At 43.6% G+C, this 25528-nt stretch carries 22 protein-coding genes; 11 read left to right on the forward strand and 11 right to left on the reverse strand.

From position 1 onward, the window contains the following. The first annotated feature begins 69 nt into the window (after window positions 1-69). A complete protein-coding gene (locus ABDW02_RS12265; RefSeq protein WP_343634848.1) occupies window positions 70-864 on the forward strand; it encodes a hypothetical protein in 795 nt (264 codons plus the stop codon). A gap of 48 nt (window positions 865-912) precedes the next feature. On the opposite strand, the gene ABDW02_RS12270 is transcribed toward ABDW02_RS12265, so the two are convergent. After that, window positions 913-1899 carry a bifunctional phosphoglucose/phosphomannose isomerase gene (locus ABDW02_RS12270; protein WP_343634849.1) on the reverse strand — a complete coding sequence of 329 codons (987 nt, stop codon included), beginning with the start codon at window positions 1897-1899 and terminating at the stop codon, window positions 913-915. Between the two features lie 124 nt (window positions 1900-2023). On the opposite strand from ABDW02_RS12270, the gene ABDW02_RS12275 reads away from it, so the two are divergent. Beyond that, window positions 2024-2536: an acyl-CoA thioesterase gene (locus ABDW02_RS12275; protein ID WP_343634850.1), complete on the forward strand. Its 513-nt coding sequence runs from the start codon at window positions 2024-2026 to the stop codon at window positions 2534-2536. Window positions 2537-2579: 43 nt separating this feature from the next. On the opposite strand, the gene ABDW02_RS12280 is transcribed toward ABDW02_RS12275, so the two are convergent. From ABDW02_RS12280 to ABDW02_RS12290, 3 genes are all read right to left on the reverse strand, one after another. Continuing rightward, window positions 2580-3554: a glycosyltransferase family 9 protein gene (locus tag ABDW02_RS12280; protein WP_343634851.1), complete on the reverse strand. Its 975-nt coding sequence runs from the start codon at window positions 3552-3554 to the stop codon at window positions 2580-2582. A 129-nt stretch (window positions 3555-3683) separates the two neighbouring features. Further along, window positions 3684-4343: a hypothetical protein gene (locus ABDW02_RS12285; protein ID WP_343634852.1), complete on the reverse strand. Its 660-nt coding sequence runs from the start codon at window positions 4341-4343 to the stop codon at window positions 3684-3686. A gap of 21 nt (window positions 4344-4364) precedes the next feature. After that, window positions 4365-5030, reverse strand: coding sequence for a hypothetical protein (locus tag ABDW02_RS12290; RefSeq protein WP_343634853.1), 666 nt, complete (start codon window positions 5028-5030; stop codon window positions 4365-4367). A 103-nt stretch (window positions 5031-5133) separates the two neighbouring features. On the opposite strand from ABDW02_RS12290, the gene ABDW02_RS12295 reads away from it, so the two are divergent. Beyond that, complete coding sequence (locus tag ABDW02_RS12295; RefSeq protein ID WP_343634854.1) at window positions 5134-6249, forward strand: DNA polymerase III subunit; 1116 nt, start codon at window positions 5134-5136, stop codon at window positions 6247-6249. 10 nt (window positions 6250-6259) lie between these two features. Here the strand turns inward: ABDW02_RS12295 and ABDW02_RS12300 are convergent, their stop codons facing one another. Continuing rightward, complete coding sequence (locus ABDW02_RS12300; protein ID WP_343634855.1) at window positions 6260-6787, reverse strand: hypothetical protein; 528 nt, start codon at window positions 6785-6787, stop codon at window positions 6260-6262. 164 nt (window positions 6788-6951) lie between these two features. On the opposite strand from ABDW02_RS12300, the gene ricT reads away from it, so the two are divergent. The 8 genes from ricT (at window position 6952) to ABDW02_RS12340 (ending at window position 16281) form a co-directional block, all read left to right on the forward strand. Then, window positions 6952-8382 carry a regulatory iron-sulfur-containing complex subunit RicT gene (gene ricT / locus ABDW02_RS12305; RefSeq protein WP_343634856.1) on the forward strand — a complete coding sequence of 477 codons (1431 nt, stop codon included), beginning with the start codon at window positions 6952-6954 and terminating at the stop codon, window positions 8380-8382. Further along, window positions 8363-8839, forward strand: coding sequence for a gliding motility lipoprotein GldH (locus tag ABDW02_RS12310; protein WP_343634857.1), 477 nt, complete (start codon window positions 8363-8365; stop codon window positions 8837-8839). The genes ricT and ABDW02_RS12310 overlap by 20 nt, the downstream gene beginning before the upstream one ends. A gap of 4 nt (window positions 8840-8843) precedes the next feature. Beyond that, on the forward strand, window positions 8844-9278 hold the full coding sequence (dut, locus tag ABDW02_RS12315) for a dUTP diphosphatase (RefSeq protein ID WP_343634858.1): 435 nt from the start codon (window positions 8844-8846) through the stop codon (window positions 9276-9278). A gap of 9 nt (window positions 9279-9287) precedes the next feature. Then, the gene (locus ABDW02_RS12320) at window positions 9288-10295 is read left to right on the forward strand and encodes a sugar phosphate nucleotidyltransferase (protein ID WP_343634859.1); all 1008 of its coding nucleotides are present in this window, start codon (window positions 9288-9290) and stop codon (window positions 10293-10295) included. Next, window positions 10295-12004: a tetratricopeptide repeat protein gene (locus tag ABDW02_RS12325; protein WP_343634860.1), complete on the forward strand. Its 1710-nt coding sequence runs from the start codon at window positions 10295-10297 to the stop codon at window positions 12002-12004. The genes ABDW02_RS12320 and ABDW02_RS12325 overlap by 1 nt, the downstream gene beginning before the upstream one ends. Beyond that, the gene (locus ABDW02_RS12330; RefSeq protein WP_343634861.1) at window positions 11985-12893 is read left to right on the forward strand and encodes a DUF4292 domain-containing protein; all 909 of its coding nucleotides are present in this window, start codon (window positions 11985-11987) and stop codon (window positions 12891-12893) included. The genes ABDW02_RS12325 and ABDW02_RS12330 overlap by 20 nt, the downstream gene beginning before the upstream one ends. Further along, complete coding sequence (locus ABDW02_RS12335) at window positions 12868-14175, forward strand: peptidoglycan DD-metalloendopeptidase family protein (protein ID WP_343634862.1); 1308 nt, start codon at window positions 12868-12870, stop codon at window positions 14173-14175. The genes ABDW02_RS12330 and ABDW02_RS12335 overlap by 26 nt, the downstream gene beginning before the upstream one ends. 264 nt (window positions 14176-14439) lie before the next feature. Further along, window positions 14440-16281, forward strand: a complete 1842-nt coding sequence (locus ABDW02_RS12340) for a T9SS type A sorting domain-containing protein (RefSeq protein ID WP_343634863.1) — start codon at window positions 14440-14442, stop codon at window positions 16279-16281. Window positions 16282-16344: 63 nt separating this feature from the next. Here ABDW02_RS12340 and ABDW02_RS12345 read toward each other — a convergent pair whose 3' ends face one another. From ABDW02_RS12345 to ABDW02_RS12370, 6 genes are all read right to left on the reverse strand, one after another. Further along, window positions 16345-17199, reverse strand: a complete 855-nt coding sequence (locus ABDW02_RS12345; protein ID WP_343634864.1) for a SpoIIE family protein phosphatase — start codon at window positions 17197-17199, stop codon at window positions 16345-16347. Window positions 17200-17479: 280 nt separating this feature from the next. After that, on the reverse strand, window positions 17480-18112 hold the full coding sequence (locus ABDW02_RS12350) for a DsbA family oxidoreductase (RefSeq protein ID WP_343634865.1): 633 nt from the start codon (window positions 18110-18112) through the stop codon (window positions 17480-17482). Window positions 18113-18131: 19 nt separating this feature from the next. After that, complete coding sequence (locus ABDW02_RS12355; protein ID WP_343634866.1) at window positions 18132-18824, reverse strand: alpha/beta fold hydrolase; 693 nt, start codon at window positions 18822-18824, stop codon at window positions 18132-18134. A gap of 64 nt (window positions 18825-18888) precedes the next feature. Next, window positions 18889-22407, reverse strand: coding sequence for a T9SS type A sorting domain-containing protein (locus ABDW02_RS12360; RefSeq protein WP_343634867.1), 3519 nt, complete (start codon window positions 22405-22407; stop codon window positions 18889-18891). 290 nt (window positions 22408-22697) lie between these two features. Continuing rightward, on the reverse strand, window positions 22698-23426 hold the full coding sequence (locus ABDW02_RS12365) for a hypothetical protein (protein ID WP_343634868.1): 729 nt from the start codon (window positions 23424-23426) through the stop codon (window positions 22698-22700). A 139-nt stretch (window positions 23427-23565) separates the two neighbouring features. Further along, window positions 23566-25515 (reverse strand): histidine kinase, encoded by a 1950-nt coding sequence (locus ABDW02_RS12370; protein ID WP_343634869.1) that lies wholly within the window; start codon window positions 25513-25515, stop codon window positions 23566-23568. Window positions 25516-25528 lie beyond the last annotated feature (13 nt).

Raw genomic sequence — 25528 nt, forward strand, 5'->3', positions numbered from 1 at the left:
AAAAAGGGTGTCATTTGTTATAAACCTGTTACTTTTACTTAGCATATCATTTTGAATGAAACAAACGCTATGAAAAAGTATATTTTCCCTTTATTGCTTGTAGGATTGGTTTCCTGTGGTTCTGATAATTCCGGTGAGAAAAATTCCGGAGAGACGAAAACCATCGTAAAAACTTTCAAAAATGAAGCTGAAATGGACCGGCAAGTCCTTGAGTTAAAGAAAATCACGGAAGCTTCGGATATCGTTGCCAATTCCCTGCATTACGAAAAAGCGGACGGGCAAATGATTGAAGTGATCGGGCATTTGGACACGGCCAATGTGCTCCAGATCTTGGAAGAGCAATTTTCCGAAGGGAACGGCAAAACAAACGGTACGCGTTACTATTTCCTGAACAACGGGAAACCTTTCGTGATCCAGGAATTGATTGACCAGGTGAACGGAGAGAATCAGGAAGCGACTTTCATTGACCGCATTTCGTACTACGATTCGAAAGGAAAAATCATCAAGACCAAAGAGCGTCGTGCTTCTTTCCAGGACGATGTGAACGGCATGAAATACAAAGCAGCACCGCTTCACCCGATCAGTTCACAACGAGCAATGGACGCGTTGAATTCTGAAAAAGAGTTTGCAACGACTTTCCAGGGATTCGTGAACCAGGATATGTTTAGCTACATCATTCTCGGAGCAGATGATCCGAACGGGTTTACAACAGCTTTACGACTCGATTACAAAGACCAATTGGTCAATATCCTTGCAGCGGACCCTGAAAAATACATGGGCGCACACGTAAAAGTAAACTTCGAGGTTCACAACGACAGAGGTTTTGAATTCCAGGTTTATGCGGGCGGGAAATTCGTAGATTAATTATAACTGTAAAAAAGTAGGGCCGGAAAATTTTCCGGCCCTACTTTTTTATTTGATTTTCCCTAATTCTTCTTTCAAATAATCGATGATGTCGATTTCGATCGGATCTCCGTGCTTTAAATCGGAAATGTACAAGGACGTCCAGTCGATCAAATGGATCAGGTAGATGCTTTTTTCCACCGGAGTTGCTCCTTTTGCCGAGATCACTACTACTTTATCTGTTTTTGATTTAGTGCGTTCAACGGAAATGTCGAAACGTTTCTGATTGCGCATGGACAAATCGCCGGTTTGGATAAACAAACATGCATAGCGGTTGTCGCCGCCGCCCCATCCGACCAATTCATTGTGGTTCATTTCAGGAATGACGTTCTGCCAACTCAATTCTTTCGAGTTTTCGTTGAACTGTTGTCTTGCGCGAATGGTAATTCCTTCATATTCTGCACCGGCATAAACTGCTACGGTTCTTTTTTGAAGTTCGTGCGCTACACGCATCGCTTCTGATTTGATATGTGCCGATTCGGAATCAATAAGGTTCTTCCCGTTTGAAATTTCGTTCAAAATCGTTGAGTGAGCATAACCCAATTGCAGGAAGATATTACTTAATTGTACCAAAGAAAACGCAAGTGCTGTTCTTGGCGGATTTCCACCCGGAACGATCACATACTGGTACTGATTGGATTTACAGAATTCAGCCAATGCACCACCGGAACAAATCCCGATAATCGTAGCACCTTTCGCTTTTGCATCTTCCAAAGCAAACAGGGTTTCTTCCGTATTCCCGGAATAAGAGGAACCGATCACCAAACTGTACTTATCCACAAATGCAGGCAAGGTATAATCCTGAACGGACAATACCGGAACCGAACAGGAATTCTGGACCCATTGCGCTACAATTTTTCCACCGATCCCGGAACCGCCCATACCGCAAATAACGATATTCCGGATATCCTGGGTTGGTTTTACAAATGTTGCTCCGGCAGCAATTTCTAATGCTTCGCTGATGTTGGACGAAAATGCCTGAATGAGTTTTTCCATAATTTTCTTTGATGCGTGTAAATATAGTAAGGCTTTTTCTAACAGAAGAAATTTTTTGATTTCTGACCGCAATCTTCATCTGCCCTCCTGTTAAATTAATGTACTTTTACCGGAAAAAGGAAACATGAAGGCCAGACTTGCATCGGAAACCCTTGCTATTACTACAAAAGTTGTTTTACCGAATGACACCAATACACTTGGTAACTTATTCGGAGGCCAATTGTTGGCCTGGATGGATGAAATTGCGAGTGTTTCTGCTCACCGGCATTCACGCAGGGTGGTTGTTACGGCGAATGTGAACAATGTGAGTTTCAATTCCCCGATCAATCATGCGTCTATCGTGACTTTGGAAGCGAAGGTTTCCCGCGCGTTCAATTCTTCGATGGAAGTTTTCGTAGATGTATTCGTGGAGGACAACATTACCGGGAAACGCAGCAAATCCAATGAGGCGATTTATACGTTTGTAGCTGTTGATCAGCATGGCGGACCGATCCAGGTTCCTGAACTGGTTCCCGAAACGGAAGAGGAAGTGGAGCGTTTTGAAGGAGCGTTGAGAAGAAAGCAGCTGGCTTTGATCCTGGCTAAAAAAATGAGCCCGAAGGACGCCACGGAATTACGGAAATTGTTTATGGATTAAATCTATTTAGTAGGGGCGAAAAATTATTCGCCCCTACTAAATCCTATAATAAGTCTTTTCGAATCACCTCCGGGTTTTGCAGGTGCATGCAATTGAAATGCTTTCTCGGGCATTCTTTGTAACCGATTTTCGAACACGGCCTGCAGCTTAATCCATTTACTTCATGAATGGTGTATAACGATTTGTTTTGCGGTGCATACGTATACATCCCGAAATCAGGAACGGTATTTCCCCAAACGCTCACAATCGGCGTTTCGAAGCAACTGGCAATGTGCATCAGCCCGGTGTCGCCGGTTAATAATTTAGCACATTGTTTGGTCATAAATGCCGACTGGCGCAGGGTCAATTTTCCACAAAGATCCAGCACGCGTTGGTTCGGAAGTTTTTGGATCAATTCGGCGGCACGTTCGGAATCCATGGGCCCGCCCAGCAGAACTACCGGTTGCTGAACTCCTTCCAGGATTTGCGCCATCAGCGAAACGGGCATTTGCTTGGTGGCATATTGTGCTCCCATTGCTACAGCGATAAACTGTTTGGAAGTCAAGGCAATGGATTCCAGGGAAACGACATCTGCATCCGACAGGAAAAAATCACAGGGCTTTTGATCGTTTTTTACGCCAAGTTCCTTCACTGCTTCAAAATAGCGATCCACCACGTGCACTTTCGGCATGCGGTTGATCTTGAATCTCGTTAAAAGCAATTTGGAGAAATTTTTCTTCGGAAAGGCAAAAGATTTCACTTTCAAAGCACGTTTCAGCCGCAAGGTGCGAATGTTGTTGTGCAGATCGATCACATAATCGTAGCGCTCGTTCTTCAACAGATCCACCACCTCATCTACCGATTTTTCAATGGTAATAATGCGGTCAATGTATGGATTTTGGTCCAATACGGATTGAAATGCTTTTTTGGTGATGAAATGGATCTCGGCATCCTTCACTTGTTGTTTCAGACAGCGCACAACCGGCGTGGTGAGTACCACATCTCCGATGGAACTGAAACGGACAACGAGAATTTTCATGCCGCCAAAGGTATGAAAAAGATCATTTTTGTTTTCACCATTATACGTAAATCAAACATATCAAAAAGATAGCCGTTTTTTAAACAGGCAGGGACGTGATGCGTGGCGTCCCTGCCGTATTTTCCTGATTTATTTAATTTTTTTCAGCAACCCCTGCGTTTCGCTCACCTTGGTTGTTTGCGCACCGATTTCTGTTTCCTTCTTTTGAGATGCCGCTTCGTTGTCTTTAATCTTTTGCTCTTCTTCCGCGATTTTCTTTTTGTAATTCTCTATATCCTTTTTGGATTCCTCGATGTTTTTCAACATTTCTTCTTTCTCTCCGGTTAGTTTCTTCAGCGTTTTGGTCTCTGCTTCAATCATCCCGTTGACACTTTCTCTGGAAGCGTTCTGTCCGAATTTCTTCGCGCGGCTTTCGATGGTTTTGTGCTGGTCTTTGTGCTCACCGCTATTCATATACGCGCCACCCAAATCCACCGCAAAAGCTACTTTGATCTCTGAACCGCTTTCGATAATCTTTGCGTATCCGTCGAAATACTTGTCACCCATGTCTTTCATTTTGGCTTCTTTCGCGGTGTACTCACCCTTCGAACTGTTGTATTTTCCGCCCCAATCTTTCATTTCGGACTTCAATTCTTTTTCGATAACATCTTTATTCCCGTAAGGAATGGTTACAACGATCGCGTCGAAAGATCCGTGAGAAAAACTCACTTTGTCATTTGATGTTTTTACTTCTTGTCCGATTGCCCAGGTAGTGAATAGTGTGGCAACGAAAAGTGTTACTTGTTTCATGCTGTTTATATTGTGTGTTGTTTACTTGATTTTCTTAGCTGTTTTCTTACGTTCGGTGATTTGCAGGTTCTGCGTTTTGATCTCTTCCTGTTTGATGCTCAATTCGGCTTTTTTGGCTTCGATGTCTTTCTCCGCCTGTTTGATTTTCTTCTGGTAACTTTCAATGTCTTTGTTGGAGCTTTCAATGCTCTTTTCGATTTGCTTCTCTTCCTTTTCCAATACTTTCAGCGCTTTTTTGTCGGCATCCAAATCCGCATCGAGGCTCAGCCCTCCTGTTTTTGCACCAAAATTCCGCACGCGTTCACGAATGGTTTTGTACTCCGAAGGATGGTCTCCGGCAGACATGAATTTTCCGCCCATATCCACTGCAAAAGCCACTTTGATCGCATCGGCTGTTTCAATGATTTTCGCGTAGCCGTCAAAACGTTTGTCTCCGAAAACTTTCATTTTTCCCTGAACCACTTTGTACTCGTCGCCGGAAATGAGCAATTTTCCACCCCAACCCTTCAGTTCGGATTTCAATTGTTTCTCCACGATAGCGCGCTTTCCAAAGGGAATTTCTGCAACGATTGCATGATGGGAACCTACGGAAAAAGTGACGGATTCGTCTTTTAATTTTACTTCCTGTGCTCTTGAAAAAACAGGAAATACGGCCGTTAATCCGATTAGTAAGAAGAATGATCTCATCGAGCAGGGTTTTGTCTCAGCAAGGTATGAACTTTGTTTCACTTTCCAATATTTTTGTCGCTTTTTTGCCGCGCATTGTGCGTAGAAGATTTAACTTTACGGCGTGCAATTCCATTCAATACCCGGGCAGGAAGAAATTAAGTCTCATTTGATTGAAGAAGTCAAAGGAGGGAAAATCAGTCACGCCCAATTGTTTGCCGGAAAAGCCGGTCATGCTACCTTACCGATGGCTTTGGCATTCGTTCAGTACATTTTCTGCGAAGACAAACAGGAAAACGACAGCTGCGGAACATGCGCATCCTGCAAAAAGGTTTCGGATTTACAGCATCCCGACCTGCACTTTTCATTCCCCACGGTCCAGGCCATTTCGAAAACAACGAATCCGCTTTTGCCACAATGGCGCACACAAATCCAGGAGCAACCGATCTTTGATCTCTATCACTGGACCAAACGCATGGATGATAAGGAACGGAAGCCGATCATCGGAACGGAAGAAAGTCTGGAAATCGTTAAGAAACTGGCCCTGAAATCTTACGAAGGAGGCTACAAAGTGATGCTGATCTGGATGGCGGAAGAAATGAATGCCACCTGTGCCAATAAATTGCTGAAAATCCTGGAGGAACCACCTGCGAAAACACTTTTCCTGCTGGTTACCGACAGTCCGGATAAATTACTCACCACGATCCTTTCCCGGACGCAGATCCTGCGCATTCCTTCTTACCCGATCGATGTGATCCAGCAGGTAGTGGAACGAAGCGGAGTTGGCCGGCAACTGGCAGAAAGTATTGCTTCCAGGAGTAACGGAAACCTGATCGATGCCCAGCAAATCATGGGAGATCAGTCCGAAGCAAACCTGTTCCGGGAATTGTTCATCCAGCTGATGCGCGTTTGTTTCAAAAAGGATGTCAACGCCATGCTGAACTGGACCGATGAGGTTTCGGCACTTTCACGCGAGGGACAAAAACAATTTGTGCAATACGCCCTGCACATGGTTCGCCAAAGTTTACTCAAGAATTACACGCAGGATATGCTGACGCGTGTTTCCCAGGAAGAAGCTGCTTTCCTCGCTAATTTTGCGCGTTTCATTTCGAATAACAATGCGCTTGATTTCATGGAAATCTTCAACGACGCCTATTATCATTTAGACCGGAATGCTTTCGGGAAGTTGTTGTTTACACAGCTCTGCTTTCAAGTCATGCGCTTTATTCACAGAGCTTAGAATTTCTGTTTTAGTGTCTTGAATTTAAGATCTTGAAATTGTGTTTTTTGGAGAATTTCTGTTGAACCTGGTCCACTTTATTGATCTCAATATCGTATTGCTTGTCGATTTCTTCAGCGGTTGACTGAACTTCGTCCACCATTTTTTCCTGCTCTTCCATGCTTGCATTCTGGTAAGCATCGATCAGTTTCAACAACTTTTTGATTTCCGTTTTACCGTTGTTGCGCATGAACTGCGTATAAGCCAAAGCTTGCATCGTTAGCGTGCTGTCGCCTTCATACGGCTGAATTCCTTTAAATTCTTCCGTTGTTTTATCACACAATACAACCAGGTCGTCACATTTTTTCATACACACATCAATACCGCTATCTGTTGCCAGTGCCAAAATGTAGGCAGAATCCAGTGAGTTGATGTGATCCACAATGAAATCATTGTATTCGACCACGTCCTTAAATCCTCTTCGCTTATCGTTGTTCATATTACAAGACACCAAAAGCATGAATGCCACAGCTGTCGAAAAAATAAATCCAAATTTCATGTGTGATTGTGTTTTAATTGGAACCGAAAATAAGGAATTTTTACCTGTAGGGGTAAAAAATTTTTCGTCCCTGCCGCTATTCACAAAAAGCTGTTGTCAAGTCGCGCGACAAAATGCAATCCCGACTGTTAATTTTCGTATTTTTACATCAAATTCGAAAAACTATGGGATGTTCCTCGTGCAGTAGTGGCGGTGGTACGCCACGCGGCTGTAAAAATAATGGGACCTGTAGTTCTGGTGGATGTAATAAACTAGGTGTATTCGATTGGTTGGCAAACATGCAGTTGCCGGCAGGTCAGGCATCTTACGATATACTTGAAATTCGCTTCAAAAACAGTCGCAAGACGTTTTACAGGAATGCGAAAAACCTCTCGCTTCAAGTGGGTGATGTGGTAGTAGTTGAAGCAAGCCCGGGTTACGATGTGGGTGTTGTTTCCGTAGTAGGTGAATTAGCCAGAATTCAGGTCAAAAAGAAAGCTCCGGGTTTAAAACCGATGGAGACCAAGAAGATTTTGCGTATCGCAAATCAGGAAGATATTGACAAATGGGTGCAAGCCCGCTCTCTGGAGTCGGAAGTGATGTTCCAGGCTCGTACTTTGGCCGTAAATATCGGTTTGGAGATGAAAATTTCCGATGTCGAATACCAGGGCGATCTTACGAAAGCAACGTTTTATTACACGGCTGAAGGTCGTGTGGATTTCCGCCAGTTGATCAAAGACATGGCCGATAAATTCAAGATCCGTATCGAAATGCGCCAGATCGGTTCGCGCCAGGAAGCTCAGCGTTTGGGTGGTATCGGTTCCTGCGGACGCGAGTTGTGCTGTTCCACCTGGTTGACAGATTTCCGCTCGGTTTCTACTTCTGCGGCGCGTTACCAGCAATTGTCGCTGAATCCGCAAAAATTAGCCGGACAATGCGGAAAACTGAAGTGCTGTCTGAACTACGAGTTGGATATGTACCTCGATGCGATCAAGTCTTTCCCAAGCACGGATGTGAAACTGCAAACCGAAAAAGGAACTGCTTTCCACATCAAAACAGATGTTTTCAAAAGACAATTGTGGTACATGTATGAAGGCGAAGCTTCTATCGGTGTAGGACTGGTTGCTTTGAGCCCTGAACGCGTTCAGGATATTATCAAGGTCAACAAATCCGGGAAAAAACCTGCCGATCTGAAGGATTTCGATTCGCATGTGGTTACACGCAAAGAACCGGATTACGACAATGTGGTAGGCCAGGATTCTTTGAACCGTTTCGACAATACGTTCAGCAAGAACAAAAAACGCAAGAAGAAAAAGCCGAAAGGAAATGCGCCGCAAGCTGAAGGTGTTGCAACAGCAACTCCAAAACCAGCTCAAAAGCCTGTTCAAAAACAAGACAGGCCGCAAGGAAATAAGCCGCAGCAGGATAAACAACCGCAAAACCGTCTGCAACAGCAGAATAACAAGCCGCAACAGCAGCAAAAACCTGCTCAAAACGCTCAAAGCGGAGAAGGAAATGCACCTCAGGCACAGGCAAATCCGAATAAGAAGAAAAACAATCGTCGCAGACCGCCGCGTAAAAATAACAACGGAGGAAATGAAGGTGCTCAAAAATAGTTGGATAGTGGTCCTGTTGGTGGCCCTGCTCTGCTCATGCGGAGATTCACCGCTTTACAATAAGTCGTATTCTTTTGCGAATAATTCGTGGGAACAGGACGTAAAGCCGGTGTTCAAGGTCTATATTCCGGATACCACTTCTTTCTATACGATCCAGATTACGATTCGCACCACGACCGATTACGCTTACAATAACCTGTGGTTCTTCATTCATTCGCGCACTCCGCTCGGCCAGGTCGGAAGAGAGCCGTTTGAAATGAAAATTGCCAACCCGGACGGTTCCTGGATCGGTGAAACTTCCGGAACAATTGTAGAAAATACGGTTTACTTCAAACACCGCAAATTCCCGCAGAAAGGAAATTATACCTTCACTTTCGAGCAGGGAATTACGGAGCAAAGCGTGAAAAATATCATGGATATCAGCTACGCTGTGACCAAAGATCCAAATCAGAATTAATGCTATGGAAATCAAAGTCATCAATAAATCGAACAACGAACTGCCGCATTATGCAACAGCAGATTCCGCAGGTTTGGATATTCGTGCATTTTTGAGTGAGGCAGTTACCTTGAAGCCTTTGGAGCGCAAACTGATCCCGACGGGTTTGTACCTGGAGATCCCAAGCGGGTACGAAGTACAGATTCGCCCCAGAAGCGGTTTTGCATACAAACAGGGAGTAACTGTTTTGAATTCGCCGGGAACCATTGATGCGGATTACCGGGGTGAAGTCGGCGTGTTATTGATTAACTTGTCGAACGAAGATGTGATCATCGAAAGTGGTGAACGCGTGGCGCAGATGGTTGTAGCACCTTATGTACAGGCACAATTAACAGAAACGAATACACTTTCGGAAACCAGCCGTGGAGACGGAGGTTTCGGGAGTACAGGAAAAAATTAAAACAATACTATGAAAGTTATCGTTCCAATGGCGGGGCGTGGTAGCCGATTAAGACCACATACTTTAACAGTTCCGAAACCGCTTGTACCGGTTGGTGGAAAACCGATCGTTCACCGCCTGGTGGAAGACATTGCTGCATTGTGCAGCGAACCGATTGACGAAATTGGTTTTGTGATCGGGGATTTCGGTCCTGAAATTGAAGCTGAACTGATCAAAGTGGCGGAAAAGTTGGGTGCAAAAGGAAGCATCTTCTACCAGGATAAACCGCTTGGAACGGCACATGCTGTTTTGTGTGCTGAAAAATTACTGCAAGGGCCGGTAGTTGTCGCTTTTGCAGATACTTTGTTCCGTGCAAATTTCAAAATCGACCCGAATGCCGACGGAATTTTGTGGGTAAAACAAATTGAAGACCCAAGCAATTTCGGAGTGGTAAAACTGAACGACAACGGTGAGATCGTTGACTTCGTAGAAAAACCGAGAGATTTCGTTTCGGACCTGGCCATGATCGGGATTTACTATTTCAAGGACGGAATGGCTTTGAGAGACGAATTAAACTTTTTGGTAGAAAACGGCATCATAAAGAGCGGCGAGTACCAGCTTCCGGATGCATTGCGCAGACTGACGGAAAAAGGAAAGCGCTTTAAACCGGGAGAAGTAGATGAATGGCTTGACTGCGGAAATAAAGAAGTTACGGTTATTACCAATCAGCGCGTGTTGGAATACGACCAGGAAAAAGGGATTGACATGGTAGACGATTCTGCAAAAGTGCTGAACTCAATCATTATTCCTCCGTGTTTTATCGGGAAGGATGTGATCCTGGAAAATTCGGTTGTAGGGCCGCATGTTTCACTTGGAAAAGGTTCCATGGTGACCAATTCCATTATTAAGAACAGCATTTTGCAACAGTATTCCATCATAGTTGATGCGAATCTGAAAGACTCCATGTTGGGTTCACATTCAAAATACAAAGGTTTGGCTCGGGATTTGAGCTTGAGCGACTATTCAATTATCAGCTGATGAAACAGTTCCTTTACGTATGTGCATGGATGCTTGTTCTTACTTCTTGTGGGACCAAAAAGGTGGCATCTTCCGGAAAAACGAACAACCAGCAGGATCTGGCGTATATTCAGACCTTCCACAATGCCATGCGCTACAAGGTAAAGGGACAAACCAATGAAGCCATCCAGGCTTTCGATTCCTGTCTGACGATCCGTCCGGGAGACGATGCCGCAGCTTTCGGGTTGAGCCAGTGTTACCTGCAGCTCGACAATAAAACCAAAGCTGCCGAATACACCGAAATGGCCAGTAAACTCGACCCGAATAACATTTGGTATACGCAGGAACTGGGGTACATGTATTACAACCAGGGAAAATTTACCGAAGCTGAAAAATGCTTTGCCAAAATGGTGAAAGCGCAGCCAACGAATGTGGATTGGTTGTTTGCGCATTCGGAAATCCTGAAGCGTTTGGGACGCCAAACCGATGCTATCAACGCCTTGAATAAGATGGAAGACCAATTAGGTGTTTTGCCCGATTTGTCTATCCAGAAATTCGAATTATATGTTTCGCTTAAACAAGATGAAAAAGGAATTGCCGAAATCCAGAAAGCCCGGGAAGTTTACCCGGATGACCTGGGATTGATCGGAACACTGGTGGATTATTATTTCTCCAAAAGGGAAATTGCCAAAGCTCAATCAATGCTGGTTGAACTGGTGAAAAACGATCCGTCGAATGCACGTGCAAACCTGGCTTTGGGTGATTTGTACTACCGCCAGATGAATAAGCCGGAAGCTTACAAGTATTTCAAGGCTGCATTCGAAGGAATGGGTATTGACATCGATACGAAAATGTCGGTTTTGCTGGAAATGTATGAGAAGCAGGTGGTCGTTGATAAGGAACTGATCGAATTGGCAGATTTGCTGATCGCAAGTTATCCGAACGATGCAAAAGGGTATTCTGTCAAAGGTGATTTACTGCTTCGCAACAACCAGAAAGAAGAGGCTTTGGTTGCTTATAAAGAAGCCCTGAAACACGAAGACGGCAAATTCCCGATCTGGAACCAGGTACTGATCCTGGAATACGAACTGATGAAGTTCGAAGACCTTTACAAAGATGCACGTGCGTGCAGTGCCTTATTCCCGACGATTTCCAGTGTGCAGTTGCTGTATACCATTGCCTGCGTGCAATTGGACCATTTCCAGGAAGCTATTGATGCTGCAGATATGGGGAAAGATTTGGTGGTGAACGATCCGGCAACGGAATCTGAATTCTACGCGCAAAAAGGAGATGCTTTGTTTGGGTTGAAACGCTACCAGGAAGGAGCAGAAGCTTACGATAAAGCCCTGGCTATTTCTCCTTCAAATTCCCTGACAAAGAATAATTACGCCATGCGACTGGCATTGGCCAATATGGATCTTGCGAAAGCGGAAAGACTGATCAACGAAGTCCTTGACGGGAAATCAAACCAGGCACCATATGTGGATACCAAAGGAATGATCTTGTTCAAACAAGGCAAATTCAAACAGGCCTTGGAGCAGTTTACGATTGCTGACGAATTGGACAAAGAAAACAAAAATTACATCGAGCACATGGGCGATGCTTTCTTCAAATTGGGAGATACCGCTAAAGCGCTTGAATTGTGGAAAAAAGCACTTACACTTGGATCAAAGAATAAATTACTTACCAAAAAAATTCAATCAAAAACGTATGTCGATCCGGAATATTAAATGGTTGGGAATTGCTTTATTGGTGGTTCTGGGTTCTTGTGCAAGAAGGCCAGTCGCAGATAAGCCCGTGAAGCTTGAAAAACGAAAAACGGCTGAGTTGATTCACGCAATGGACAGTCTTTCCGGTATTCGCCCGAATTCGTTCTATACCAAAATCAAGTGCCATTTCTCAGATACCAACCGGAGAGTCAGTTTCAAAACCTCCATCCGGGCAGTCAGAGACAGTGCTATCAACCCGATCATTACCTATGCGGGTATTCCGATTGTGAACTCCCTGATCAGACGCGATTCTTTGTTTATTTCCAACCGAAAGGACAAATGTAAAATCCTCACCAACATGGGCTACATTAAGGAATCCTTCGGAGTGGATTTCGATTACCGAAATATTGAAGAGTTGCTTCTAGGCTTACCGGTTGCTTACGACACGACCCAAAAATATTTCCAGATCAACGACCCGTATAATTACATCATTTCTTCGCACCGCAAAAGAATCATCCGCAAAGAGAACCGGGACGAGAATACCAATAACCGCAACAACAAGCACGACCGGGACAATAACCGCGATAATCCGCGCAGGGAACGAAACGGGAACGATGACGCGAATGAGGAAGACAATGTCATCATCCGTTATTTCATTCATCCTTCTCTGAAAAGCATCAGCCGGATGGTCATCGACAGCCCGGAAGACACGACCCACATTTCCGTAGATTATATTGACCGCGACACGGTAGATACTTACCTGTTGCCCAAAGAAGTAATCATCGATATTGTAACGGCCCGTAATCATATCGTTTTAACTATGGATTACGACAAGACAGAAATAAACACCCCTCAGGAAATTTATTTTGTAATACCGGAAGAGTATGACAACTGCAATTCTGAAAAATAGCCTGTTTATTCTTCTACTGACCAGCACCGGTTTTGTTTGGTCACAGAAGAAAAGCGATCAGCTTCAAGCCGAACAAAATAAGCTGGAGAAGAAACTTTCTACCACTAAATCTTTGCTGGACAAAGTAAAAAAGGGAACGGAATCTTCTTTGAATGAATTGAAACTGATCGAAAACCAGGTGAAGAACCGGGAGTTGCTTGTTCGCAATTTTGACAACCAGATCCGCAGTGCAGAATTAACCATTTCTTCCAAAGGAGACCAGATCAAAGAACTTCAAAAACGCCTGGTCCGCTTAAAGGAGCAGTATAAAAAGCTGCTGATTTACGCTTACAAGCACCGCAACAAATCGGCAAAAATGATGTACATCTTCTCCTCTTCCAATTATTTCGAAGCAGTGAAAAGAACTTCCTACCTGAAACGTCTTTCGGAAATCCAGCAAAAGCAGTTCAAGGTCATTCTTCAAAGTGAAAAAACGATCCACAAAGAGATCAAAACCATCCGGGAAGAGAAAGACCACAAAAAAGTATTGTTGCAGGAGAAAATCGTTGAAAAGCAGCAGATCGAAAAGGATAAGTCGGCCAAACAGCTTGCTTTGGAGAAATTGCGCAAAGATGAGAACTCATTGATGGCAGAACTGAAAGAGCAGGAACGCCAGAAAGCAGAATTGAAGCGCCGTATCAAACTGGCAATTGAAAAAGAAATTGCCGAAGCCGAGGCAAAAGCCAAAAAAGAAGCGGAGAAAAAGGCTTCCCTGGCTTCCAAAAGCACTGCTTCATCGTCATCTTCCAAAACCACAACGACTTCTACCGCAACCAAAGAGGTTTCGTTTACGGATACCAAGGAAAACATTGCTTTGGGGAAAAGTTTTGAATCGAACAGGGGGAAATTGCCGTGGCCGGTAGCAAAAGGTTCTATCACCGAAAACTACGGTAAAAACGCCCACCCGACTCTGCCGAACGTTTATACCAATAACAACGGAATTGATATCGGCGCTCCGAAAAATTCGCAGGTAAGAGCCGTTTTTGACGGAGAAGTAACAAGCGTTTTGAATATTCCGGGAGCAGGAAAAGTGATTATCATCAAACACGGAGCTTACAGAACGGTTTACAGCAACCTGCAGGAAGCTTACGTTTCTGTGGGCGATAAAGTGGGTTCAAAACAGTCCATCGGGTCACTGCTTGCGGATGATGAAGGGAATCTTTCCACCTCTCATTTTGAGATTCACCAGGTGGTTGAAGGAAGCGTGCAACGCATCAATCCTACTTTGTGGCTGGCACAATAAGAATTATCAATGGCATAATGATCAATTATTAAACGGGTATCTGTTCAAACACAGCATGAAAGCCGATCAGTATCAGATTTGCTTTTTACCGATTCTATTCAGTATGAGCTTGTTAATCCTCATTCATAATGCCTGCATAGTAACCCGGGTAAGCAATTGGCTCATTTAACGACTTTTAAGAGCGTCTTTCCAACATTTTAAATTAATTTTGTTTCTGCGTAAGAGATCCACTATTTCGTTTTAGTGTATTTAATGTAATAGTCTATGTACAACTTTTCCTCCCTGATCATCCTTGGTCTGCTTGCTACTTTTTATTCATTCGGACAAACAGGTCCTGCGGGAGTAGGAACTTCTGCTACCAATGTTTTGTGGTTAAAAGCAGATGCCGGAACCAGTACTTCCACAAACGGTTCTCCCGTTTCCTCCTGGGCTGATCAATCCGGGAACGGCGTGGTATTAAGTCAGGCTACAGCGGCACAGCAGCCACTATTCGTCAATTCTTTGATGAACGGATATCCCGCAATCGAGTTTGATAACAACAGTTCTTCCGGGCAAAACGATTACCTCATCACTCCGGATAATCCTATTTTCGACAATACAAGCGGATACAGCTTCTTTACGGTAACACGTATGAAGGGATTCGGCGACGCGCAATCCATTATCAGTAAACGAAATAACGTTGGAAATGAAGAGGCTTTCATGCTTTTTTATTATACCGGAAACCGATTGTTTGTAGATATTGACAACGATAATAACCGCTTTTCAAACTCAGCAATAAGTACTGTCAATACCAACAAGATTTATGATTTCTTTTTCGATGGGACATTAACTCCCACACAGCGTTCTACGATTTTTGACCAGGAAAACCTGTTAACTACCAGTACGGAAAGCAGTACAACAGTTCCGGATAAAGTTTCTCCTCTATTGGTAGGAGCAACACATACCGGGGATCCAAGACCTTTCAACGGATATATTTCCGAGATCATCATGTACCGCACGAAATTAAACGATGCACAACGCACCATTATCAATAATCACTTGTCGGCGAAATACGATATTGCGTTGAGCTCCAACGATTGGTACGTAGGTGATAATCCGGCAAACGGGAATTATGACCGCAATGTTTCAGGAATCGGGAAAGATGCAACAGGCTTGACAAATCCTTCTTTCGATCCGTCAACTTGTGCAGGATTGGGAATGCAATCGGTTTCCGGCCTGGACAACAACGATTACATTCTTGCAGGGCATGCTTTCCCTGTAAACAGTGAGACCACTACAGACATTGCCGGAATTACAGGAACAAATGTTTCCCGCTGGCAGCGCATCTGGTATTTTGATGTGACCAATACGGGTGCTGCAAACGTTGCTAACCTCACTTTCGATATGAGTGACGGTGGAATGACAGGAGTAAACCTGGGAATCACCTCCAATTACATCCTGGTTTACCGCGCAGGACAAACCGGCCCGTGGACCGAGATCGCAGCGGCAAATTCCATTGCCGGAGATCAGATTATTTTTACGAACCAATCCATTACACTCGACGGATATTACACTTTGGCTACCAAAGATTACACGATAAGCCCGTTGCCGGTTGAACTGGTTTCTTTTGCTGCAACACTGGCAGAACGAAAAGTTATCCTTAGCTGGCAAACAGCCAGTGAGTTCAACAGCAGCTATTTCGATGTGTTGCGTTCGGATGACGGCCAGAACTGGTCAACTATCGGAACGGTTTCCGCAAACGGCTCGTCACAGGTAACGCTTGATTATTCCCTGACAGATTATTCTCCTTTAACCGGTGTTTCCTATTACCGCTTGAAGCAGGTAGATCAGAACAACAATTTCCACTTATCGGATATACGTTCCATCAACAACAGCCCGAAAGTAAACCAGGTAAAAGTTTACCCGAATCCGACGGACAAAGGATTGGTAACAATTCTTTCCGATGAGCCGATTTCGAGCCTTTCGGTTTACAACGCATTGGGCAAAGTTGTTTTCGAAGCAACTCCGGACTCAGAAGACACTTATTTACTGGACACGCAGTCTTTTGAATCGGGCATGTACTGGATTAACCTGAATGGGGAAAAATACAAGTTAATCGTACGATAAAGAATGATCAATTATCAATAGATTAATGATCAAGGAAGCTTCGGGAAAGCCTCCTTGATCATTTTAAATTCTGATACCAACCACGCAAATATCATCCACCTGTTCCTGCTTTCCCTTCCAGTTATTGTAATTCAAAAGCAATTCTTTTCGCTGTTCGCGTAATTCGAAATCCCGGATGGAAAGCAGTAAATTGCGGAATCGCTGACGGTTGAATTTCTTGACGTTCTCTCCGCCGAATTGGTCGGTGTATCCGTCAGAAAACAAGTAGAACTGATCTCCTTCCTGCAGCCCGAAATGAACGGTTTCAAATTCCTTCGTTTCCTTCGAAGTGTGCCCGATTGAATCCGGCCCTTTTTTGAATTCGACCAGTTCTCCGTCTCTTATGAGGATTAACGGTCTTCCTGCTCCGCAAAACGAACCTTTCATTTGAGAAAGATTGAATTTGCAAAAAACGAGATCCATTCCGTCGCGGGTTGTTCCTTCCGTTAAGTGTTCATTGAATAAGCTCGTTAATTCGCGGTCCAGTAATTCCACGATCTTCGCCGGGTCGGATAATCCTTCCAGGCGAATGATTTGCCGGAGCAGCGCATTTCCGGCAATGTTTACCATCGCCCCGGGAACACCGTGTCCGGTACAATCTCCTACCGCAAAATAGATGTCGTCGTGGTGCTGGAAGATCCAATAGAAATCGCCGCTTACAATGTCCTTGGGCTGAAAAATGACAAAAGCATCCGAAAAGATGTTTTGGAAAATACGCTCATTGGGTAAAATGCTGCGCTGCAAACTTCCCGCATAGCGCATACTCTCATGCAAGGTTTCAGCCTGTTGTTCCAAATAAGCAATTCTACTGGCAAGTTCTCCGGAAACCAAATTGGGTCCTGATGCGGGAACCTGCTCTTCCAAAACGAGCGTGTTCATCGTGTAAATAATAAAATTGTAAAAACTGATTGTTTGCTGAGGGTTTTCAGAGGCTCAACTACCTCCATTGCGATTTAGTACCTGCAAATAGGATACATACGCATTCGCCAAATGGAATGGCGCGTAAAATTTCGGTATGTGGAAATGAAATTCACGGGGTAAAACTACTAAATAATTCTCAATCGAATTCCGAATTGTGCCCCGTTCTTCTTTTTTTCAATAAAAAAGGGACATGAAGCTTCACGTCCCTATTGTTTATTAATTTAATAATCTGATTGTATTATCCTTTTAAAACCTCCCGGATTGTCTGTTCAAAATGCTCGATCGGTTGCGCGCCTGAAACGGCGTATTTACGGTCGAAAACAAAGAACGGAACACCGCGAACCCCTATTTGCTGTGCTTCCGAAATATCATTTCTTACGTTACCGGCAAACTTCGTCTCATCTTCCAGAACTTCTTTCACATCCAGGGCGTTTAATCCCACTCCGACACACAATTCCATCAGGGTGTCTTTGTCATTCAGATCTCTTCCTTCCGTAAAATAAGCTTTGAAAAACGTTTCTTCGATGGCGTCACCGAATCCTTTGGTTTTCGCCAATTGAATTAGGCGATGTGCATCGAATGAGTTCGAAATAACTGCTTTCTCGAAATGATAATCAAGTCCCACGGCAGCTGCACGGGCTACTACCCCGGCGTGCATTTGTTTGGATTCTTCCACCGACATTCCCTTGCGTTCAGCCAAATACTCGTAAACGTTTTTACCAGGTTGCGGAACAATTGTCGGGTCCAGCTGAAAGCTTTTCCATTCAATTTCAAAGTTCTGATCCGGGAATTGATCTAACGCTGCTTCCAAATGTCTTTTCCCGATATAGCAAAACGGACACATGATGTCCGACCAAATTTCAATTTTCATGAAGTAAAATTACAGCAATTTACCCCGGTAAATACGAACTTAACAATTCTTGTGCTAGTTCCTTCGGGGAAATCTGGTTTACAGGATGTTGCCACTTTTCCACTTCCCGGTAGCCCGCATTTCCAAGCAGGGATTGCGTTTCAATGGTTTCTTCCTGTGTCACCATGATATCTTTTGAACCACGTAAGAGTTGAACGGGAATTTGAATGCGGTGAAAATCATCAGCGGTTAGCGCTGGTTTATTTCCCAGTTCCAGCATCATCTTTGCCGTGCGCTGAAGAACCGTTTTCCAATTCTGTTCGCCATGAAGTGATTTTAAATAAGCAGCAAAGGCAGGAACTTTCTCTTCGATCTTTTCCGCGTTCAGCATCTTTGCTTCTTTTTCGGCACTTTCGGGGTTCCAGCCGAATTTGGTTCCCAAAGTCACGATCTTTTCAAACGTATTTGCTTCCTGGCTTTCCAGTTTCAGAGCCACGTAACCTCCCATGCTGTAACCGAAAACCAGCGGTTTTTGAAGATGGTTCTGCTGCATGAAATCCTTCAGGTTTTGAGCAAATCCTTCGATGGAGAAATCAGCGTTTCCTGCAGATTTCTTTCCGTGTCCGTCAAATTCAAGTGTGTAAACATGGAAGTGTTCCGACAATTGGGAAACTACCGGTTCGAACTGGGATTGGGCACCAAGCGCTCCGTGAAGAACGATCAAGTTTTTCATACGCGAATATAAAAAGAAATCGGCCCGTAAGTTACGAGCCGATTTTCAATGATTTCGCTATTCATTATTGTTTTACGATGCGCTGAATGTTATGCCCCTGTGAGTTTTTGAAATCAAACAGGTAAACACCGCGTTCGAAGTTTTGCAGGGAAACGGTTCCATTGTTTTGAATGTTGTCTCTCAATACCACTTTTCCCTGTGAATCGTAAACCGTTAATTCAGCTTCCGGGCCGGAGAAGTGGATGTGGACCAGGTCGGTAGCCGGATTCGGATAAATCTCGAACAGATTGTCTGAAATATCTGTCAAACCGGCAGTTCCTGCGTGGCCATTGTAAAAGGAAATTGCTTCCGTTACCGTGAAGAATTCTCCCAACGATTTGTTCGGGCAGAATACGCTCAATTGCAGCCAGTAAATACCGTTTCCATTGTTCAATACGTAGCTCGCCGTGTCGAAGTTCGAACCGTTTGAATCCACGATGTTCCAGATTACGTTTACGGTATTTCCGTTTGCCCAGATAGAATCGATGTAAGCAGTATCAATGGAGTTGTAGAAGATATCGCAATTGGTCATCGTTACTCCCAAAGAATCCAATGCCAGGGAATCGATAAACGGATTGTTGAAAACGTAATTAGAATCAACCGGAATTACGACCGTTGTGGAAAGTGTATCTCCGCAATTGCTGGTAACATGCAGATCGTGCACTCCGGCGCATAAACCGGTTACTAAAGAATACCCATTCGAAGTAATTACTTGCGAACCATTATCAAAATCCAGTTCGAAAGGGGCATTTCCGGAAAGGTCGATAGCTGCTTCTCCTACGCAGGAGTTTGCATCGGAAGGAAGAACAAATATGTTCTCAACCGCAAACGAAAGAGCCGGTATAATGGTCAAATGTAAAGTAACCGTTGAGTCACAACCTGCCACATTTTGCAATACAAAGGTTGGAGTGTTTGTAGATGCAATGTACGTATTCCCGTCAATCCACGTATACGAATCACACGCTGTTTGAACATCCGTTCCGGCTGTGGAATGATTGATCGTTAAATGAAGCGTTACTATCGAATCGCAACCAGATGCATTTTGTAACACAAAAGTCGGGGTGTTTGTAGATGAAGTATAGGTATTCCCATCGATCCACGTATACGAATCACACGCCGTTTGAACATCTGTTCCGGTTGTAGAATGATTAATCGTTAAATGGAGCGTTACTGTCGAATCACAACCAGATGCATTTTGCAATACAAAGGTCGGAGTGTTTGTAGATGCAATGTACGTATTCCCGTCAATCCACGTATACGAATCACACGCCGTTTGAACATCCGTTCCGGCTGTGGAATGATTGATCGTTAAATCAAGCGTTACTGTCGAATCACAACCAGATGCATTTTGCAACACAAAAGCCGGAGTGTTTGTGGATGAAGTGTACGTGTTCCCGTCAATCCACGTATATGAATCACATGCCGTTTGAACATCTGTTCCGGTTGTGGAATGATTGATCGTTAAATGAAGCGTTACTGTCGAATCACAACCAGATGCATTTTGCAATACAAAGGTCGGAGTGTTTGTAGATGAAGTGTACGTATTCCCGTCAATCCACGTATACGAATCGCAAGCGGTTTGAACCTCTGTCCCGGTTGTGGAATGATTGATCGTTAAATGAAGCGTTACTATCGAATCACAACCAGATGCATTTTGCAATACAAAGGTCGGAGTGTTTGTAGATGCAATGTACGTATTCCCGTCAATCCACGTATACGAATCACACGCCGTTTGAACATCCGTTCCGGTTGTGGAATGATTGATCGTTAAATGAAGCGTTACTGTCGAATCACAACCAGATGCATTTTGCAATACAAAGGTCGGAGTGTTTGTAGATGAAGTGTACGTATTCCCGTCAATCCACGTATACGAATCGCAAGCGGTTTGAACCTCTGTCCCGGTTGTGGAATGATTGATCGTTAAATGAAGCGTTACTGTCGAATCACAACCAGATGCGTTTTGCAACACAAAAGTTGGGGTGTTTGTAGATGAAGTGTACGTAATTCCATTGATCCAGGTATAGGAATTACAAGCTGTTCGAACATCAATACCGGTATTTGATTGGATAGTCAAATGTAAGGTAACCGTTGAGTCACAACCTGCTGCGTTTTGTAAAACGAAAGTCGGAGTATTTGTGGAAGAAGTATAGGTAATTCCATTGATCCACGTATAGGCATTACAGGCTGTTCTGGTATCGATACCAGTTGTTGCATTGTGGATTGTCAAATTCAATTTAATCAGTGAATCACAACTACCAACCCCCGGGATCAGGTAAGTCGGTGCATTCGTTGAAGAGGTATAAGTCGTTCCATTGATCCAGGTATAGGAATTACATGCAGATACAACCTGAATTCTTTGCAGGGGTGTATCACAGGATTGTAACCTGATGATTCTGTTTTTTGGATTTGAATTGTAACTGGTAAAATTTCCACCAGCTATAATTTTGCCATCGGCCTGGCGAAGCAAGCACATCACATAATTATTATCAAATCCCGGTCCTGGATTAAACGTTGCATCAATACTTCCATCAGCGTTCAATCGTGCAATACGATACCGTGTCGCACCATTAAATATAACAAAAGGTCCCCCGACAATTATCTTACCATTCGGTTGAAAAGCCACGGCAAGAACCCCGCTATTTCCTGTTCCCGGATTGAATCCGGTTGCTAAAGAACCATTGTCGTTTAGTTTAACTATCCCGGAAATATTCGTGCCGTTATAATTCGAAATGACTCCGCTAACATAAATACCATTTGTGATTTGTACATTGTATGGATCTCCTGTAATGCCCGTACCGGTTGAAAACGTAGCATCAAATGTGCCATTGCTATTTATCCGGGCAATTTTTACCGAAGGATATTGTGTTGAACCAACATTGTAAGAAGTAAATTGTCCAACAGCCGTAATCTTTCCAAAAAAATCTACGACTAAGTCCGTTACCACACCATTAAAGCCATAGGGAATATTCACGCTGCCAAAAGTCAGATCAATAGATCCATTTGAGTTCAATCTCATAATATTATGGACATACATATTGCCGTTAAAGTCATCAAATGACCCGCCGACCACCATTTTTCCATCGGTTTGCAATCTTATGGCATTCACATAGCTCATTGAGCTCAATGATCCTGTACCGGCATTAAAGGAAGCATCTAAAGTTCCATCCGTATTCAGCCTGGCAATATTTACTCTTGATACACCATTGTAGGTGGAAAAATGGCCTCCAATCAATATTTTGCCATCGGACTGAAGGATCACATCATTGATGCCCTGGTTTGCACCGGAACCTCCGGTATTGAATGTTAAATCGACACTACCGTTCGGATTTAAACGGATAATATTATTGGCAGTTGTTCCATTGTATGAAGTGAAAAGTCCGACGCAAATGATTTTACCGTCGGTTTGTGCCACCATGGACCTGATCTCGCCATTGAATCCTGTTCCAATACTGAACGTAGGATCAATAGCAGCAGCTTGTGAAAAACCCATTGACGGGCTCAATAAACAAAGCAGGAATAATAAGCGACAGGTAATTTTAAGCATGTGTTTTCAGATTGATTCTTCCATAAATTAATCATCGAACAATTAGAACTCCAGGAGTTTAAGTGTCAGATAAGTTGCAGTTTAAAGTACAAATAAACGGCTAAAAATTCATATGTAAATTACCAAATAATGGAATGTTTAACCAAATCGGGATTTTATCTGCTTAAAAACAGGTGTTACAAACAAAAAAATCCGTCTCCCGACCTATGACAGACGGAAGACGGATCCGGGCTTCAATTTGAGTTACAGGAGCGCCCTTTTTTAAGTAGGATTGGTTATTGAGGAGTGTCTTATTTAACGGTTACAACGATTTTGGAAATGTTGTCGCCATCCCAGGTTACTTCAACCGTGTCGTACCAAAGTTCTGCCGAACATACATAAGTTCCGTCTGCTTTGATGTTAGTGATTGCAAGTCCCTGAGTTGCCGGATCTCCAAGCATCGGTTCACCGTTCTCAGTAGTAATATCGTAAGGGTTTACACCTTCTTTCACATATTTCTTAGCTGCTTCCAGGATACGTCCGCCTTCCGTAAATTCGTTCAGGAATGCTTTCATGCGGTCGCTTACTTTTACCGTCGCTTCATCTTTCAAAGCTCCCATTTCCAAAGTAGCAGAAGCATCTCCGAACGATTTGATCTCGATCGTATATTTTCCGTTTACATCCAATAGGTATAAATCGCTTTTATCAGGGCTTGAAGTCAAATCCAAATCTCTTACGAAAGGACCCGCAACCAGGAAATCCACTGCTTCAATTTCTTTATCTCCTTCTTTTACCGAAAGGAAATAATTGCTGTTCTCTCCTTTTACGTCAACTACTACATAGATTTTACCTTCCGGTGCGATCAATGTTTGCTGCTCTTCTTCGTTTACCAAAACAGAACTCGCTTTAAAGTCAACGGTCATTTTCTGATCATCGAATTGAAACTCTGTTGCTTTTTTGATTGATACAGGTGGTGTAGCTGAACAGGATCCCAGTAATAATCCTCCTGCTGCAGCGATTGATAACATAATTAATCTCATAATTCCTTTGTGTTTGCAGCAAAAGTAAACCAACAAAAAGTAGCAAAATGCCTCGTTTTGGTGTCCGAACGGCCGCAATTGATAAGTGCGCCCTTTTTTCAAATAAGCGTATGACACTACCAATAGAAAAAGGGAGGCTTTAATCAAAAAGGGTGCTGAATGGAATAGAGAAAAAGACGGTCGTTCCCTGCAATGGCACAGAACTGATCTCGAATTTAAAATCTCCTTTTCGCTTTTTGTTTAACAGGTTTATGCGTTTTTCCGTGATTTGAATAGCAACGGATTCGTGACCCTTCTTCTCACGCGCCAGAGTTTCCTTTGAAAATCCTTTTCCATTATCGGTGATGCGAATTTCCAGTTCTTTACCGGCCTTTTTGTAGGAAATGTGTAATTCTCCCGGTTTGTTTAACCCCGGAAAACCATGTTCGATCGCATTTTCGATGAACGGCTGGATCAGCATCGGAGGCAATAATACATTATCTGCAGATAATTGCTCATCGATCTCGATGGTGTAACTGAAGGAGTCGGAGAAACGCAATTGTTGTAAACGGATATAATCCTTTAACCAATTCAACTCATCGGATAATGGAATGTAGTCTTTGGAGGAATGCTGCAAAATAGCACGCATCAGGCGCGCAAAGGACGTCAGCAGCTTCCCGGATTCTTCCGTGTCTTTCCGGAGCATGAAGGTATGGATTGCATGCAATACGTTGAACGTAAAATGCGGGTTCATCTGGCTTTGCAGCAAGCGCTGTTCCATTTCCATGGTGGCTTTTTCCGCCTTCAACCGGTTGTTCCGGATTACGATAATTGCAATCAGGCATATCAGAACGAGTAATAAGATCGATCCGTAAACCAGGTAATTGCGCTGGCTGATCTGCAGGTCTTTCAACTCGTTTTCCTTTTTAAGCCTGTTGTTTTCCGCCTGCTTTTTTTCTGTTTCGTATTCTTCACGCGCACGGGAAATGGCACGTTGGATCTCGTCATCCTGGTTCGCTTCAAAAAGTGCCTTGGATCCTTCCAGGTATTTCAATGCCATATCGGTATTACCCATCGCTTTATAGACGTAATAATATTCTCGTTGCACGAGGGATTCCAACCCAAGGTGCCTCGGATTTCCCTTAATTAACGGGTATCTCAAATCCAATCCTGCGATTGCCTGGTCGTATTCTTTTAACTCTCTATATGCAATGGCCTTAAACATGGAAAGTCTTACAAGCTGTAATGTGTCCGCATATTTTTCATAGAATTCATCACATTCAATGGCCAGCTGCAAGCCTTTCCGGGGTCTTTTTGTCTCACTATAAATAGCAGCCAGCCCAACTTTAGCCGCAAATATCCGTTCTTCATCCTTTAATTTCTTTTGTATTTCCAATGCCTCGTTCAAATAAGCTTCTCCTTCCGCATAGCGGTCCTGGTCGGCCATCAATCCTCCCAGATTGAGGAGTAGCCTGGAAACTTCCATGTCGTTCTTTAACTCCCTGAAAAGTGCAAGGGATTTCCTGTGATATACTTCTGCTTCCTTTATGCGTTTAAGGTCACCCAATAATATCCCTATCTCTCCGAGTAATGCTGCTTTTTCAGGTTTCAGGTTGTTCTTATCATAATACCTCAGGATTTTCAAGCAGTTGTCCAATGCTTTATCATAATCTCCGATGAACTTGTAATAATTCGTGTAATAGGCTTGGTTTTTTATGATTAACAGTTCATTTCCACCCAGCTTTTTATAAATAGCTGTTGATTTTTTCAGGTGATCAATGGTTTTTCCCCATTCGTTGGTCAGGGAATAATAGAATCCGTAAGCGGCATGTGTCAATGCTATTTGCCGGTCGAACTTCAATTTGGTAGCCAATTGAAACGAACTGTCCGTATATGCCTTGTACAAGCGTGTATCCAGGCCAAAACTATTCCTGGCTATTTCATAATACAGTTTTGCTTTCACCGTATCTTCTTTCTTGTGCCGGCGAAGTTGTTTCAACAGGTCTTCCGGCTGTGCATGAGATAAACCGGTAAACAGGCAGCAGAATAAAGCAAGAATAGCCGAACGACCCGCCAGTTGCAAGCGATCAGCGTTTTTGAAAGGATTCATGGAATTCAAATTA

Origin of the sequence: Fluviicola sp. (assembly GCF_039596395.1) — a bacterium.
GTDB lineage: Bacteria > Bacteroidota > Bacteroidia > Flavobacteriales_D > Crocinitomicaceae > Fluviicola.

Excerpts from the sequence above, each read along its gene's own strand:
- ABDW02_RS12265 (WP_343634848.1), top strand. The coding sequence starts at position 70 with ATGAAAAAGTATATTTTCCCTTTATTGCTTGTAGGATTGGTTTCCTGT.
- ABDW02_RS12270 (WP_343634849.1), bottom strand. The coding sequence starts at position 1,899 with ATGGAAAAACTCATTCAGGCATTTTCGTCCAACATCAGCGAAGCATTA.
- ABDW02_RS12275 (WP_343634850.1), top strand. The coding sequence starts at position 2,024 with ATGAAGGCCAGACTTGCATCGGAAACCCTTGCTATTACTACAAAAGTT.
- ABDW02_RS12280 (WP_343634851.1), bottom strand. The coding sequence starts at position 3,554 with ATGAAAATTCTCGTTGTCCGTTTCAGTTCCATCGGAGATGTGGTACTC.
- ABDW02_RS12285 (WP_343634852.1), bottom strand. The coding sequence starts at position 4,343 with ATGAAACAAGTAACACTTTTCGTTGCCACACTATTCACTACCTGGGCA.
- ABDW02_RS12290 (WP_343634853.1), bottom strand. The coding sequence starts at position 5,030 with ATGAGATCATTCTTCTTACTAATCGGATTAACGGCCGTATTTCCTGTT.
- ABDW02_RS12300 (WP_343634855.1), bottom strand. The coding sequence starts at position 6,787 with ATGAAATTTGGATTTATTTTTTCGACAGCTGTGGCATTCATGCTTTTG.
- ricT (WP_343634856.1), top strand. The coding sequence starts at position 6,952 with ATGGGATGTTCCTCGTGCAGTAGTGGCGGTGGTACGCCACGCGGCTGT.
- ABDW02_RS12310 (WP_343634857.1), top strand. The coding sequence starts at position 8,363 with ATGAAGGTGCTCAAAAATAGTTGGATAGTGGTCCTGTTGGTGGCCCTG.
- dut (WP_343634858.1), top strand. The coding sequence starts at position 8,844 with ATGGAAATCAAAGTCATCAATAAATCGAACAACGAACTGCCGCATTAT.
- ABDW02_RS12320 (WP_343634859.1), top strand. The coding sequence starts at position 9,288 with ATGAAAGTTATCGTTCCAATGGCGGGGCGTGGTAGCCGATTAAGACCA.
- ABDW02_RS12325 (WP_343634860.1), top strand. The coding sequence starts at position 10,295 with ATGAAACAGTTCCTTTACGTATGTGCATGGATGCTTGTTCTTACTTCT.
- ABDW02_RS12330 (WP_343634861.1), top strand. The coding sequence starts at position 11,985 with ATGTCGATCCGGAATATTAAATGGTTGGGAATTGCTTTATTGGTGGTT.
- ABDW02_RS12335 (WP_343634862.1), top strand. The coding sequence starts at position 12,868 with ATGACAACTGCAATTCTGAAAAATAGCCTGTTTATTCTTCTACTGACC.
- ABDW02_RS12340 (WP_343634863.1), top strand. The coding sequence starts at position 14,440 with ATGTACAACTTTTCCTCCCTGATCATCCTTGGTCTGCTTGCTACTTTT.
- ABDW02_RS12345 (WP_343634864.1), bottom strand. The coding sequence starts at position 17,199 with ATGAACACGCTCGTTTTGGAAGAGCAGGTTCCCGCATCAGGACCCAAT.
- ABDW02_RS12350 (WP_343634865.1), bottom strand. The coding sequence starts at position 18,112 with ATGAAAATTGAAATTTGGTCGGACATCATGTGTCCGTTTTGCTATATC.
- ABDW02_RS12355 (WP_343634866.1), bottom strand. The coding sequence starts at position 18,824 with ATGAAAAACTTGATCGTTCTTCACGGAGCGCTTGGTGCCCAATCCCAG.
- ABDW02_RS12360 (WP_343634867.1), bottom strand. The coding sequence starts at position 22,407 with ATGCTTAAAATTACCTGTCGCTTATTATTCCTGCTTTGTTTATTGAGC.
- ABDW02_RS12365 (WP_343634868.1), bottom strand. The coding sequence starts at position 23,426 with ATGAGATTAATTATGTTATCAATCGCTGCAGCAGGAGGATTATTACTG.
- ABDW02_RS12370 (WP_343634869.1), bottom strand. The coding sequence starts at position 25,515 with ATGAATCCTTTCAAAAACGCTGATCGCTTGCAACTGGCGGGTCGTTCG.